The sequence below is a fragment of the Kribbella qitaiheensis genome, assembly GCF_042657745.1.
Taxonomy (GTDB): domain Bacteria; phylum Actinomycetota; class Actinomycetes; order Propionibacteriales; family Kribbellaceae; genus Kribbella; species Kribbella qitaiheensis.
Map to the genome: position 1 here is coordinate 156,607 of NZ_JBHSKE010000042.1, position 13,459 is coordinate 170,065.

Consider the following 13,459-nt stretch of genomic DNA (forward strand, 5'->3'; position numbering starts at 1 on the left):
CCCGACTAGGTCCGAAGCAGACAACTAGCGCGGTGCGACGACCACAGCAAGCAATCCAGGCCCGACATGGGCGCCGATCACCGCGCCGACCTCGCGCAGCACGATCTCCTCAGCCTGCGGCAGCCGCTCCGCCAGACCATCTGCCAGGGTGTGCGCCTTGTCCAGATTCGCCAGATGGTGCACCGCGATCTGGACCGGACCGTCTCCCGCACGCTGCACCGCGATATCGGCCAGCCTGGCGATCGCGCGGCTCGAAGTACGGACCTTCTCGAGCGGGACGATCCGCCCGCCGCTGATGGTGAGCAGCGGCTTGACCGCGAGCGCAGTACCAAGGAGGGCTTGGGCGGCGCCGATTCGCCCGCCTCGCCGCAGGTACTCGAGTGTGTCCACATAGAAGTACGCCGACATCGAGGCCATCCGCGCCCGGGCGGCGGCCTCCACACCAGCCTGGTCCTCGCCGGCGGCGGCCGCGGCGGCAGCGGCGAGCACCGGGAATCCCAGCCCCATCCCCAAGGACCGGGAGTCGACCACTCGCACCGGCACCGGCGATTCCTTCGCCCCGATCATCGCGGCCTCGAAGGTGCCCGACATGTCCCCGGAGAGATGGATGGACACGATCGCCTCGGCCCCGGCCGCCGCGATCTCTGCGTAGGTGTCGGCGAACGACTGCGGAGCGGGCCGGCTGGTGGAGACCGGGGTGAACGCCTTGAGCGCCTCCGCGACCGCGTCGGAGCTGGTCGCGCCGTCGTCGTACGACGTGCCGCCGATGACGACCTGGAGCGGGACCACCGTCAGCGGGTGCCGGAGCACCTCGTGCGCCGACAGACCCGCGGTGGAGTCGGTGACGACGTGCACGCGGGCTGACATGAAGCGAGGTTACCGGACAGTTTTCGTCGGCGCCCGGTGTCAGACTCAGCAGATGAAGGAGACCGAGGAGGAAGTCACCGAACTGCAGCGGCTGCTGGACGCGGCCTACGATCGCTCGACCGAGCATCTGCGCAACATCATCACCGACTCCCGCAAGCTGTCCGCGGCGGAGCTGGCGGACGTCCTGACCGGCATGTGCACGCTCAATCTGGCCACCGTCACGGCCAACTGCGAGCCGAGGATCAGCGCGGTCGACGGTCATTTCCTGCACGGCCGGTGGGTGTTCACCACCTCTGGTACGGCGGCCAAGGCGCGCCACCTGCGGGCCCGGCCGGCGGCGAGCATCTCGTACGTCGACGGCGAGCGGATCGGTGTGTTCAGCCACGGCCAGGTGGAGTTCCTCGAGCCGGAGCACCCGGACTTCCCGGCGATCGAGGCGCACCTGGTGGCGCACTACGGCAGCTCCCCGTCGAGCTGGGGCGACGAGATCGTCTACTGCCGGCTCGAGCCGAGCTGGATGGTCGGCTACGCCTTCGACAAGGCAGCCGTGCTGGCCGACAAGTAAAGCGCGTAAGCCACGGCGAGGTGGCGGCCAACCCCTCCGCTGGCCTCCACCTCGCCGGTAGAGCTGACTCCCCCTCGGTGTCAGCTCCCTACGCTTGGTACCGGCATAGCGACGAGCCGTCCCCTGTGCGGCTCACCACCGATCCCCCCGGGAGGCCCCAGCGGCTGACCCACCGGCGGGTGACCAAACCCGCCGGCTTTCCCGTGTCAACCGGACCGGCACTCGTCCCCTGTGTCGCGTGCCTGGTCGCTGCTGGGGCCCCGCCCCGGGTCGCGTGCCCTGACGGTGCACGGCCCCCGGTGTGAGGTAGGACAGACCCGCACGTGGCAGCACCCCGGAGATCTCGACAGCTGTTCGGTGCCCCCACCGTCCGGCCGTCGGATGTCCTCCGCGTCGCCTGCTCCGAGCTCGAAGTGTTTCCCGGCAGTCCGGTGCATCGTGTCTGCCTCGTCACGATCACCGCCCCCATTCTCTGCCCTTGTTACTCGAACCCGGTCTCGGATCTCTGTCTCGTGGAACCTGCCCTACGGCGGTAATTCTGGTTCCGCCGGGTATGTCCCGACGAGGCAGAAAACCCGGCAGCTTCCCGGCAGCTTCCGCCGATCGCCGTCACGAAACGTCACCTGCGCCGTCGGCCCGAGCCACGCCAACAGACGGCAGGAGGAGGCCCCCGCCGGAAGGTGAGAGCCGCGCAGCAGAACCACCCGGTACGCCGTACGCGGGGCGGAAGGGGTCAGGAAAGGGCGGCGAGGACGTCGTCGGCGAGGCGCTGCACGGCCGCGGCAGGATCGGCCTGCGGCCAGCCCTCCGCCACGTCGGCCCTTTCGCAGGACTCCTGCAGCACCGCCCAGGCCGTCGGGAGCATGGGCGGATCCATCGTCCGCTGCCAGGCCAGGAGCTTCCCGCAGAGCTCATCCGCTTGCTCCGACTTCTCGAGCCCGTGCAGCACCGCCACCGCCTCAGGGAGCACGTCCAGCAGGTACACCACGCGTCCCTCGACCTGGAGCCGGTTCACCGCGTCCCGGATCGAGAGCCTGGCCTGCTCGAGGTCACCGGTACGCCGGGCCAGGCGGCTCCGGTACAGCATCACCAGATAGTCGAAGTAGCCGCGATGGCCCCGGATGTCCGCGTCGGCCTCGTCGAGCAGTTCCCCGGCCAGCTCGTAGTTGCCCGCCTGCAACTCCACCATCGCCAGGCAGCCCGCCACCTTGGTCCGCTCGGGGTCGTCCGACGCCTGCGCCTCCCGGGCCAGCTCCGCCCACCGGCGGGCCTCCTCCAGGTTGCCGAGCTCCAGCTCGACCCGGCTGAGCGCCATGTAGGCGATCTCGTCCGGGTAGACGCCCGGGTTCACCAGAGCGGCCTCCCAGGCGAGCAGCAGCTCCTTTGCCTCGGGCAACCGACCCCAGCGCGCCAGAGCCAGCCCGGAGATCGCCTGGACCGTCGCAGACCGCTGCACGTCACCGTGCGCTCGGGCGTCGGCCACCAGGGTCGGAATCTCCGCCAGACTCTGGGTGTCGAGCAGCAGCGAGCCGGACGACACCCAGCCGCCACGAGCCATCAGGCCCATCTCCGACTCGGGTGCGACCAGCGTCCGGGCCTCGCCGTAGTGCCGCCGAGCCGCCCGGACGTCGCCGGTCAGGTTGGAGAGCCGCCCGGCGATGGCCAGCAGCCGGCCGCTGATCTCCTTGTCCTCGACGTTCTCCGCGCAGACGCTCGCCCACTGGATGCCACTCTCGGCAACACTCGCCTGGTACTGCCAGGCGATCCGGAACCCGAGCACGATCTGTGCGGCCGTGTCCCACTCGCCCAGCTCCGCCGCGCGCTCCAGGGCCACCTCGAAGGTGGCCGAGTTCGCGTTGGCCGCCCTGTACCGCCGGTCCCGGTCCGGGCTGGACCAGGCACCGTCGAGGCCCACCACGTACTTCGCGCACCAGGCGACCGAGCGGTCCCGGTACTCGGTCAGGTCACTCCCCTGCGAGGACAGCCCGGCATACGCGTGCTCGCGGATCGTCTCCAGCATCTTGTACCGCGCGCCGTAGAGCGCCTCGAACTCCAGCACCGGCTGCAGTAGCGACTTGTCGACCAGCTCGGCCAACAGCATCGGCACGTCCGCGGCCTCGATCGGCGCACCGGTACACACCCCGACCACCGCGTCCAGGGTGAAAGGCGACCCGAGCATCGAAGCCCGGTACAGCAACTGCCGAGCCGGGTCGGACAGCGCGTCCACGCTCCAGGCGATGGTGTCGGCCAACGTGCGCTGGTGCGGAGCCCCGAACCGCCGCGGCCCGGACAGCAACCGGAACCGGTCGTCCAGAGCCGCCAGGATCGTCTCCACCGAGAGTGATCCCGCGCGAGCGGCGGCGAGTTCCAGTGCCAGCGGCAACCCGTCTAGCCGCTGGCAGAGCCGCGCCACGATCGCCGCGTTCTCCGGAGTCAGCTCGAAGTCCGGCCGGACCCGCGCCGCCCGCCGGCAGAACATCTCGACCGCGGGGCTCGCCGCGATGTCGGTGAAATCCGTGTCGTTCGCCGGTACGCCGAGCACCTGGACGCGGCGTACGACCTCATCCGGCAGGCCGAGCGGGATCCGGGAGGTGACGAGTACGCCGATCCCCGGGAAGCTCCGCACCATCCGGTTGGCGACGGTGGCGACCCCGTCGAGGACGTGCTCGGCGTTGTCCTCCACGATGACCAGGTCGCCGGGCTTCCGGCCGGACAACACGTCGTCGAGGTCCGACGTACCGGGGGCTGTTCCGAAGGCGTCGAGGATCGCGGACGGTACTGCGGCGTCGCGCTGGACCGTGGTCAAGTCCACGACCACCACGGCGGTGTCGACGCTGGAGACCCGGTCGGCTGCCGCCAGGGCGAGCTCGGTCTTGCCGACGCCGCCGGGGCCGACCAGGGTCACGAGCCGGTTCTGCCGCAACAGCTTCTCGAGCTCGAGGAGTTCCTTCTCGCGGCCGACCAGCCCGTCCGGGATCGGCCGGGTGCCACGCCAGCGCAGACCGGTCGGGGCCGGGTCCGCCACCGCGATGACAGGTCGCACGGTCGCGTGGCCGGCCGCCGCCAGGAACTTGCCGGCGTCGCCGTCGCGCAGCCCGAGTCCTTCGGAGAGCAGCCGGACGGAGTCCTTCCGCGGGCGGGCGACCCGGCCCGCCTCGAGCTCACGGATCGTGCGCACGCTCAACCCGGCCCGGTCGGCCAGCTCTTCCTGGGAGAGCCCCGCCTGGACCCTCAGGTCGAGCAGGAGATCGGCAAACCCACGCCGTCCCTCAGCCTGGCCATCCGCGTCCGACAAGCCCGCCACCCCTTCAGAGCCTCACAGGTCCTCGCACAACATAGCGTGACAGCTCGATGGATACCGTACGCACCCAGTGACCGCAGTACGGGACAGGCTCCGCCACGGGCTGGACAAACAGCTGATTCTAGCCCGGCAACGGGTTACCGGGGCGGGATTCCCCGATGAATTCCTGACAGCGCAAGAATGGCGGCGTCAGGCGCTGGCGCGAACCGCCCGCGGCTCATTCTGCGGATCGAAATGCGTCGCGTCGTAAAGCGGGGCGGGCTCGTAAAGGGAGAGGACGCCAACCCAGTCCTCGATCCGCGCGCTGGTGACGGCGCGCCCGGTCTCCGCGTTCAGCACGCTGCCGTCGCAGATGCTCCGGGTGGCGCGGACGATCAACTCGGTACCGAGACCGAGCCAGCGTTCACGCAGGATGTCCAGGGCTGCCATGCGAAGTATTCAAGCGGAGACGTGTTTCGCATGCGTAACGCAATCGGCAACATCGCGATAAGTCACCAAAGTGCGGAATTCATCGGTTACCCGGTAGTCCCTTAACCGCTTTGGCTTTCAACTAGGCAGCCAGGAGAGCCGGACCTGCCGGCGCGGGTTGTCGACGTTGGTGTCCACCAGACAGATCGACTGCCACGTCCCGAGCGTGAGACGCCCGCCGATCACCGGGATCGAGGCATGCGGCGGGATCAGGGCCGGCACCACGTGGTCGCGCCCGTGGCCCGCCGTACCGTGCTTGTGCTGCCAGCGGAAGTCGCGCGGCAGCAACTCCTCGAGCACGGCCAGCAGATCGGTGTCGCTGCCGGCGCCGGTCTCCAGGATCGCGATCCCGGCGGTCGCATGCGGCACGAACACATGCAGCAGTCCGTCGCCCTGGGCCTGGTGGGCCTCAGCGGCGACGAACTGCTCGCACCTGCTCGTCAGGTCGAAGACGACTTCCTGCGAACCGGTCCCGACGTCGATCAGCTCTGAGCGCATCCGGTCAGGGTCTCAGGCCGGGACGATGTTGACCAATTTCGGCGCGCGGACGATCACCTTGCGCGTGCCGCGGCCGGCCAGGGCCTTCTGCACCGCGTCGGAGGCCAGCGCCAGCTGCTCCAGCTCGGCGTCGGTGATGTCGGGCGACACCTCCAGCCGGTCCTTCACCTTGCCGGCGATCTGGACCACGCAGGTGACCGAGTCCTGGACCAGCAGCGCCGGGTCGACCTTCGGCCAGCCGGCCTTGGCCACCGTGGGCTCGTGCCCCAGGTTCTCCCACATGTCCTCGGCCGTGTACGGCGCGACCAGGCTCAGCAGGATCGCCACCGTCTCGACGGCCTCGCGCACCGCCGGGTCGGCCGCACCCGGGCCGGAGTCGATCGCCTTGCGGGTGGCGTTCACCAGCTCCATCACCCGGGCGACCATCACGTTGAACCGGTACGACTCCAGCAGCTCGGTCGCGTCGGCCACCGTGCGGTGGGTGATCTTGCGCAGCGCCAGGTCGCCCGTGCTGAAGTCCACGCCGACCGGAGCCTCGACCGCGCCGCTCAGCCGCCAGGCCCGCTGCAGGAACTTCAGCGAACCACCCGGGGACAGGTCGGCCCAGTCGATGTCGTCGTCCGGCGGACCGGCGAAGACCATGGTCAGCCGGATCGCGTCGACGCCGAAGCTGTCCAGCTGGTCGCCCAGGTTCACGCCGTTGCCCAGCGACTTGCTCATCGCCTTGCCCTCGTTGATCACCTGGCCCTGGTTCAGCAGCCGGGTGAAGGGCTCGACCGTGTCCAGCATGCCCATGTCGTGCAGCACCTTGGTGAAGAAGCGCGCGTACAGCAAGTGCAGGACCGCGTGCTCCTTGCCACCGACGTACTGGTACGCCGGCATCCAGCGGCGGGCCGCCTCGGGATCGAACGGGCCCTCGGTGTACTCCGGCGAGACGTAGCGCAGGAAGTACCACGACGAGTCGACGAAGGTGTCCATCGTGTCGGTGTCCCGCTCAGCGGATCCGTCGCACTTCGGGCAGGCGACATCGACCCAGTCACGGGCCGACGCCAGGGGCGAGATACCCCGGGGAGCGAGAGCGGCGCCCCGCAGGTCGGGCAGCTCCACCGGCAGCTGGTCGTCCGGCACCGGCACCTCGCCGCATGACGGGCAGTGGATGATCGGGATCGGCGCACCCCAGTAGCGCTGCCGGCTCAGCAGCCAGTCGCGCAGCCGGTAGTTGATCGTCCGCTCGCCCAGGCCCTTGTCCTGCAGCCAGTCGATGATCCGGGCCTTGGCCTCGGGGATCGGCAGACCGTTCAGGTCGACCTCGGGGTTGGCGCTGTTGATCGCCGGTCCGTCACCGGTGTAGGCCTTGCCGTCGAAACCCTCCTCCGGCTGCACGGTCCGCACGATCGGCAGGCCGAACTTCTCCGCGAACTCCCAGTCCCGCGAGTCCTGACCGGGCACGGCCATGATCGCGCCGGTACCGTAGTCGGACAGCACGTAGTCGGCCGCCCAGATCGGGATCCGTTCGCCGGTCACCGGGTTGATCGCGTACGAGCCCAGGAAGACGCCGGTCTTCTCCCGGTCGGTGCTCAGCCGCTCGATCTCGGTGGACGACTTGACCACGGTCAGGTACTCGTCGAACGCACCGCGCTGCTCGGGCGTGACCAGCTCCTCGGCCAGCTTCGCGTCCGGCGCGACCACCATGAAGGTGGCGCCGAACAGCGTGTCCGGCCGGGTGGTGAAGACCTTGATCGGCTCGTCGCGACCCTCGACCTGGAAGTTGGCGAACGCGCCCTCCGACCGACCGATCCAGTTCCGCTGCTGCAGCAGGATCTCTTCCGGCCACTGCAGCAGGTCCATGTCGTCCAGCAGGCGCTGCGCGTAGTCGGTGGTCTTGAAGTACCACTGAGTCAGCTCGCGCTTGGTCACCTCGTGCCCGCAGCGCTCACAGCGGCCCTGGACGACCTGCTCGTTGGCCAGCACGGTCTGGTCGTTCGGGCACCAGTTCACGAACGACGCCTTACGGTAGGCCAGGCCGCGCTCGAAGAAGCGCAGGAACAGCCACTGCGTCCACCGGTAGTACTCCGGGTCGGACGTGTGCAGGCGACGCGACCAGTCGAAGCTCAGCGCATACCGCCGGATCGACTCCGCCTGGGTCTCGATGTTGGCGTACGTGTAGGTCGCCGGGTGCTCGTTGCGCTTGATCGCGGCGTTCTCCGCGGGCAGCCCGAAGGAGTCCCAGCCGATCGGGTTCAGCACGTCGTAGCCCTGCTGGAACCAGAACCGGGCCAGCACGTCGTGCAGCGCGAAGACCTCGCCGTGACCCATGTGCAGGTCACCGGACGGGTAGGAGAACATCGTCAGCGCGTAGCGGCGCTCCGCGGACCCGTCGTCGCGGGCCTTGAACGGGTCGAGCTTCTCCCAGACCGGCCGCCACTTCGCCTGCATGGCATGGAAGTCGTAGCCGCCCCGGTCGATCGGGGCGTCCGCCTCGTGCTCCACCTGCTCGCTCACCGTCGTACTCCTGCGTTCTCGAGATGTCATGGGAACCCTGCCAGAAAGGTGCTGGGAAACGAAAAAACCCCTCGCGCAGGAGGGGTCGCCGTACTGACCGGCGCAGAGGCGCCAGGTTGCCAGTACGGCTAGATAAGGAGCAGGGTCACTCGCATATCACCAGATTAGCGCATGCCGCCAGCTGACCGTGACCGGGTTTCTACCGGAACGACGTGCCGCCGATACTGGCGGTGGGCGACCGCGGACGGCTGAACTTGCTCCTCACGGCGGTCGAACGCCGGGAGGAGCAGTTCAGAAGACCCCGGGCACTCAGCCGAAGGTAACGCCGAATGTCGCCAACCAGGTCTGCACGACCGGGATGTCCACCCGCTGCAGGCCGCCGAGGTAGCGACAGTTGCTGGTGTAGCCGTAACTGGTCACGGTCACCACGTAACCGCCGTGGAACGTCGGCCCGCCGGAGTCACCGAAGCAGGTGCCGCCGGTACCGCGGTTGTCGTTGAGGTTGCCGTTCACCTGCAGGATCTGGTCGGTCAGCTTCTGACCGAGCTCCTCGGCGAACCGGCGCAGCAGCGGGTACGTCATCGGCTGCGGCTTCTGCGGGCCCGACTCGGGCTTGCGGACCTCGGTGCCGTAGCCGACCGAGGTGAAGATGGTCTTGTTCAGTGTCGGCTGGCCGAAGCCGTCGAGGTAGGTCGCCGGTGCGATCCGCGCGGGCGTGATCGTCGTCAGCGGCCGGTCCAGGACGATCACGCCGACGTCGTTCCAGTTGTCCAGGTCGGTGAAGTTCGAGTACGCCGGATGCGTGTACGCGGTGCCGGACAGGTAACCGGCCGCCTCCAACTCGGCCTGGGTGTAGCCGGCAGCCGGGTTGGCCGCGACCGGGAAGGGTGACGGCGGCTGCTCGGCGATCACCGACTGGAAGGTCACCAGGGTCTTGCCGAGGGTGCCGTCAGTGCAGTGGGCCGCGGTGAGCACGACCGTCGGCGAGACCAGCGTCGCGCTGCATCGGAAGCGTCCGTCCGGCGAGTAGAAGAGGATCAACCCGACATTCGGGTGCCGGTTGCCGTCCGGTTCTCCGCCGGTGATCGCGCTGGCCGGCAGCGCCGGCAACAGAGCCACCACGAGAGCCAGTAGGGCAGCGCCGAGCGTACGGCTTAGTCGACTCATGTCATCTCCAGGGGATGGATCACGGTTCTTGCGCCATCGCAGTGCAACACCATGCGGGAAGGGCGGTCCAGAGCTCGAGCAAAAGGCGAGGGTCATCCTTCGGAGGCGAGGTGATGTTGGGTGCCCCCGGTCGCCCGGAAAGCTGTCGGAGACTGACCGTGACGGCTCCGGAACGCTGTGCTGAACGGACGGACGTCGGAGTAGCCGCACGCCCGCGCGACCTCGGTCACCGTGGCGTTCCCCTCGAGCAGCAACTGCGCTGCCAGGTCGAGCCGCATGAGCCGCAGAGTGGCCATCAGCGACGCGCCGGTCTTCTGCCGGAACAACCGTTCGGCGTGCCGTTCGGACAGGTGGGCAGCCGACGCCACGTCCCGGACCGCCACTGGCCGGGACAGGTTGTCCAACAGATGCCGCTGCATCGCCTCGACGGCGTAGGAGCCCCGATCGCGGGCCGGGCGCTCCACTTCCAGGTCCTCAGGCAGCGCGAACGCCCGGGCGGTGTCCAGGACCAGCGCCGCCCCGTGGGAGGCCAGGGACGACTCGTAGCCGGACTGGGGCGCACTCGCCTCGTGCGCAAGGGCCGAGATGGCAGCGGCAAGGCCACCGAGCCGAGTGGACACCACCGGCCCGTCGGCACGCGTCAGCCCGGACCACCAGCCGGTGCCGGCGACAGCCTCTACCGGGCGGAAGGTGAACCCCCAGAAGGCGATCCCCAGCGGCGACGAGCGGCTCGACTCGATCTCGTGGACGTCACCCGGGCGGGCCAGGAACAGATCACCCGCGGCCACGTCGTACTGCGCCGTACCGAGGTTGAAGCGACCCTCGCCGCTGAAGGCCAGGCAGACCTCGTGGAAGGAGTGGTTGTGCCAGTAGTTCCGCCAGTACTCCGGGCGGTAGTGCCCCCAGCTGACGAATTCGGCGTGGAAGCCGGCGACCTCGCAGGACCCCAGGAGTCCCGCGAGGTCGACGAACTGATCCGCTGTCGCTACGGACGCGAGGCTCAAGCGTTACTCCTGCCGGTCGGGTCCACTCCCCTCAGCATCATGCCCTGACCGAGCGAGTGGTCGTGGGTCTTCACCGTGGGCGGGTCGGCCGGATCGCGGTACTGCACGAGCCAGGTGGTCCGGGGCTCGGTGCTGACGTTCACCCCCGAGCCGTGCACGGTGAGGTAGGTGAAGAACAGCACGTCACCCGCCTCGGCCGGCTGCGGTACGGCAGAGTCGAACGGTACGTCGGGCAGGTGGTACGACCCGGCCGGGTCGTGCTCGCGCGGGCCGGCCAGGTGGCTGCCCGGGATCACCCGCACGCAGCCCTTCTCCTCGGGGGCGTCGTCGAAGTGGAAGATCGCCGCGCCGACCCGGTGGTCCCGGTGCGGGAAGAACGGGTAGTCCTGGTGCAGCGGGAACGGCGAACCGTTCTCCGGCGGCTTCACGAACAGCTTCGTGTGGTGCAGCTGGACGTTCTCGACGCCCATCACCGCAGCGGCCACGTCGGTGAACCGCGGGTCCACCAGCAGCCGGGAGAAGGCCGCGTCGTAGAACTGCGCGTCGTGCAGGTGCTGCAGCCGCGTCTTCGCGTCGGACATCCCCATCGCGGACTGCCAGGTGGGGTCGTCGTCCCGGTTGAGCCGCGCCAGCAAGCGGTGGCTCGTCTCCCGGTACGACGCCGCCTCCTCCTTGCTGAGCAGGCCTTTCACCAGCACGAACCCGTGCTCGGCGTAGTGCCCGGCCAGTTCCGACAACTCCGTCGTACTGGTGATCGTCATCGTTTTCCTCCAGGTCGAGTGGACACCATTCAGCCTAGGAAGAGCGGCGCCCGGGTGGCAGGACCAGCCCGGACGCCGATGTTCGTCAAACGGACACGTTCAGAGCCCGAGCTGCCCCAGCCGCACGCTGATCCGCGGGTCGGCTGGCTAGTTTGAGCGCGGCCAGTACCGAGCGACAGGTAGAACCAGGCAGATCGCCACGCCCGGGGTGCGCCGTGCTGCGAGAGCCGCCACGGCAGCAAGCACTACCTGTCGCTCGGTACATCAGGTAAGGCACAACAGCGACAGGCAACCCCGTCTACTTGCGCGCGGGCGCGGCTGGCGGGCGTGAAGTGGCGGGTCGCGGCTGGCAGGTTTCCTGGTCGCTGGCGGCTTCTAGGGCGACAGCGGCCGGACAACCCGACATCGGGCGCCCACTGCCGCGTTATGACGTCCGCCGGATACAACCGTCATCAGACGCTGTCCAGCTGGTTGCTGACGGCAACGTTGCTGAGGCAGGCGCCTCCCCTACCCAATCTGTGGGGCTGGGTCAGATGCGGATTTCGGCTACTACGGGGCGGTGGTCGCTGCCGGTGGAGGGGAGGACCCAGGCTTTGGTGGGGGTTACGCCCCGGACCATGATGTGGTCGATGCGGGCCATCGGGAACTTTGCGGGCCAGGTGAAGCCGAAGCCGTGGCCCGCGGCACCCTGGGCGGAGCGGAGGCCGGCGGTGAGCGGGGCGAGGCTGCGGTCGTTCGCGGTGCCGTTGAAGTCGCCCATCACCACGACGCCGGCCAGTTTCTCGGCGGCGATCTGCTCACCCAGTTGCTCGATCGTGTCGTTGCGCTGGTTCGAGGTGAAGCCGCTAGCGCCGACCCGGACGGAGGCCAGATGTGCCACGTAGAAGGCGACCTTGCCTTCCGGCGTGCTCACCTCGGCCCGCAACGCCCTGGTCCAGGCGAACCCGACGTCGACGGACTCGCTCTCCTCCACCGGGAACTTCGACCACAACGCCACCGTGCCGCGGGCAACCACGTGCGGGTAGGTCGCGGCGAACCGGGCCTTGTAGATCTTCAGGTCGGCCGGGGTGATCTCCTCCAGCGCGACCACGTCGGCGTCGGCATCGATCAGGTCCTGCGCGGTCTTCTCCGGGTCCGGGTTCGCCGCGTCCACGTTGTGCGAAAGCACCCGCAGGTCATACGGACCGCCACCCTTGCCCGGAACAAGAAGGTGCCCGAACATCAGCCCCCACACGGCCAGCGGCACCAGCAGAGCGACCCCGGCCGTGGCGGACCGGCGTACCAAGGCGGCGATGGCGAGGACCGGGATCGCGACACCGACCCAGGGCAGGAACGTGTCCAGCAGGCTGCCGAGGTTGCCGACCGAGTTCGGCACCCAGCGGTGGAACAGCAGGGGCAGGGCCGTCAGGATCGCCAGCACGGCGATCACCCAGCCGCGACGCCACTTGCCGGAGCGGCGTTGACGCCGCGCGGTGGTGCGCGCGGGCTTCGGCTTCCGGCTACGTACGGCTGTCTGGCGGTCCGACATGGAGTGATTGTTGCGGACAGCGGCCCCGGACCAAAGTCTGGGCCGACATCCGTCCGCTGGCGTAAGCGTGGCGGCCGTCCGATTTCATCCGTTGGAACGACAGCTCCGTCCGAAGTGAGGACCGCCGTCCACACCCGTCTCCGTTGGCCGGTACGGCGTTGGGCAGGTCGGATAGGGTCCGGGCATGGTGGAGTTCAGCGAGACGTCGCAGGTGTTCAGCTGGGTGGATCCGGAGCAGTTGCTGGCGGAGGCAGCCACGTTGACCGGGCTGGAATACCTGGAACGCATGCGGGACGGGACCATCCCGCCGCCACCGATCGCCGTGCTGATGCAGTTCCAGCCGGTGCACGTCGAGTCCGGCAAGGTCATCTTCGAGTGCCGGCCGTCTCACGCCCACTACAACCCGATCGGCATGGTGCACGGCGGACTCGTCTGCACCGTGCTCGACACCGCGACCGGCTGCGCCGCGCACAGCACCCTGCCCGCCGGCGTCGGCTACACGTCGGTCGAGATCAAGGTGAACTACCTGCGTCCGGTGCTCGCCGACACCGGCCCGCTGACCGCGACCGGTCAGGTGATCAAGGGCGGCAACCGGGTGATATTTGCCGAAGGCAACGTCACCACCAGTGCGGGAGATCTCGTCGCGACAGCCAGCAGTACCTTGCTGGTCCGGCCGCGCCCCGCCTGACGAGCCCGATTCCGAGCCGCTCGCTCCGGCAGGTCCCCCGCACTCCCCCGAGCACCACCCCGCCGCCGGCGCCCCCGTGACACCGCCTGCGTTCCATCCCCCTCAGCTCC

11 protein-coding genes are annotated in these 13,459 nt (G+C 69.0%); 2 read left to right on the forward strand and 9 right to left on the reverse strand.

The genetic code is table 11. From position 1 onward, the window contains the following. Positions 1-24: 24 nt before the first annotated feature. Positions 25-867 (reverse strand): DegV family protein, encoded by an 843-nt coding sequence (locus tag ACFPJ1_RS26935; protein ID WP_380108067.1) that lies wholly within the window; start codon positions 865-867, stop codon positions 25-27. Positions 868-919: 52 nt separating this feature from the next. On the opposite strand from ACFPJ1_RS26935, the gene ACFPJ1_RS26940 reads away from it, so the two are divergent. Beyond that, positions 920-1,432, forward strand: coding sequence for a pyridoxamine 5'-phosphate oxidase family protein (locus ACFPJ1_RS26940; RefSeq protein ID WP_380108069.1), 513 nt, complete (start codon positions 920-922; stop codon positions 1,430-1,432). 733 nt (positions 1,433-2,165) lie between these two features. On the opposite strand, the gene ACFPJ1_RS26945 is transcribed toward ACFPJ1_RS26940, so the two are convergent. The 8 genes from ACFPJ1_RS26945 to ACFPJ1_RS26980 all read right to left on the reverse strand — a co-directional run bounded on the left by ACFPJ1_RS26945 (position 2,166) and on the right by ACFPJ1_RS26980 (position 12,661). Continuing rightward, positions 2,166-4,727 carry an ATP-binding protein gene (locus tag ACFPJ1_RS26945; protein WP_380108071.1) on the reverse strand — a complete coding sequence of 854 codons (2,562 nt, stop codon included), beginning with the start codon at positions 4,725-4,727 and terminating at the stop codon, positions 2,166-2,168. Between the two features lie 195 nt (positions 4,728-4,922). Then, a complete protein-coding gene (locus ACFPJ1_RS26950; protein WP_380108073.1) occupies positions 4,923-5,162 on the reverse strand; it encodes a hypothetical protein in 240 nt (79 codons plus the stop codon). Between the two features lie 117 nt (positions 5,163-5,279). Further along, positions 5,280-5,699 carry a secondary thiamine-phosphate synthase enzyme YjbQ gene (locus ACFPJ1_RS26955; protein ID WP_380108075.1) on the reverse strand — a complete coding sequence of 140 codons (420 nt, stop codon included), beginning with the start codon at positions 5,697-5,699 and terminating at the stop codon, positions 5,280-5,282. A 12-nt stretch (positions 5,700-5,711) separates the two neighbouring features. Continuing rightward, a complete protein-coding gene (gene leuS, locus ACFPJ1_RS26960) occupies positions 5,712-8,201 on the reverse strand; it encodes a leucine--tRNA ligase (RefSeq protein WP_380108076.1) in 2,490 nt (829 codons plus the stop codon). A 309-nt stretch (positions 8,202-8,510) separates the two neighbouring features. Continuing rightward, positions 8,511-9,368, reverse strand: a complete 858-nt coding sequence (locus tag ACFPJ1_RS26965) for a trypsin-like serine protease (RefSeq protein WP_380108078.1) — start codon at positions 9,366-9,368, stop codon at positions 8,511-8,513. Between the two features lie 92 nt (positions 9,369-9,460). Next, a complete protein-coding gene (locus ACFPJ1_RS26970) occupies positions 9,461-10,372 on the reverse strand; it encodes a helix-turn-helix domain-containing protein (RefSeq protein ID WP_380108080.1) in 912 nt (303 codons plus the stop codon). Next, positions 10,369-11,133 carry a phytanoyl-CoA dioxygenase family protein gene (locus ACFPJ1_RS26975; protein WP_380108082.1) on the reverse strand — a complete coding sequence of 255 codons (765 nt, stop codon included), beginning with the start codon at positions 11,131-11,133 and terminating at the stop codon, positions 10,369-10,371. Before ACFPJ1_RS26975 ends, ACFPJ1_RS26970 begins: the two co-directional genes overlap by 4 nt. Positions 11,134-11,662: 529 nt before the next feature. Continuing rightward, a complete protein-coding gene (locus ACFPJ1_RS26980; RefSeq protein ID WP_380108084.1) occupies positions 11,663-12,661 on the reverse strand; it encodes an endonuclease/exonuclease/phosphatase family protein in 999 nt (332 codons plus the stop codon). Between the two features lie 184 nt (positions 12,662-12,845). Between ACFPJ1_RS26980 and ACFPJ1_RS26985 the strand changes: the two genes are divergently transcribed. Beyond that, positions 12,846-13,349 carry a PaaI family thioesterase gene (locus ACFPJ1_RS26985; protein WP_380108085.1) on the forward strand — a complete coding sequence of 168 codons (504 nt, stop codon included), beginning with the start codon at positions 12,846-12,848 and terminating at the stop codon, positions 13,347-13,349. The last annotated feature ends 110 nt before the right edge of the window (positions 13,350-13,459 follow it).

Excerpts from the sequence above, each read along its gene's own strand:
- ACFPJ1_RS26935 (WP_380108067.1), bottom strand. The coding sequence starts at position 867 with ATGTCAGCCCGCGTGCACGTCGTCACCGACTCCACCGCGGGTCTGTCG.
- ACFPJ1_RS26940 (WP_380108069.1), top strand. The coding sequence starts at position 920 with ATGAAGGAGACCGAGGAGGAAGTCACCGAACTGCAGCGGCTGCTGGAC.
- ACFPJ1_RS26950 (WP_380108073.1), bottom strand. The coding sequence starts at position 5,162 with ATGGCAGCCCTGGACATCCTGCGTGAACGCTGGCTCGGTCTCGGTACC.
- ACFPJ1_RS26955 (WP_380108075.1), bottom strand. The coding sequence starts at position 5,699 with ATGCGCTCAGAGCTGATCGACGTCGGGACCGGTTCGCAGGAAGTCGTC.
- ACFPJ1_RS26965 (WP_380108078.1), bottom strand. The coding sequence starts at position 9,368 with ATGAGTCGACTAAGCCGTACGCTCGGCGCTGCCCTACTGGCTCTCGTG.
- ACFPJ1_RS26975 (WP_380108082.1), bottom strand. The coding sequence starts at position 11,133 with ATGACGATCACCAGTACGACGGAGTTGTCGGAACTGGCCGGGCACTAC.
- ACFPJ1_RS26980 (WP_380108084.1), bottom strand. The coding sequence starts at position 12,661 with ATGTCGGACCGCCAGACAGCCGTACGTAGCCGGAAGCCGAAGCCCGCG.
- ACFPJ1_RS26985 (WP_380108085.1), top strand. The coding sequence starts at position 12,846 with ATGGTGGAGTTCAGCGAGACGTCGCAGGTGTTCAGCTGGGTGGATCCG.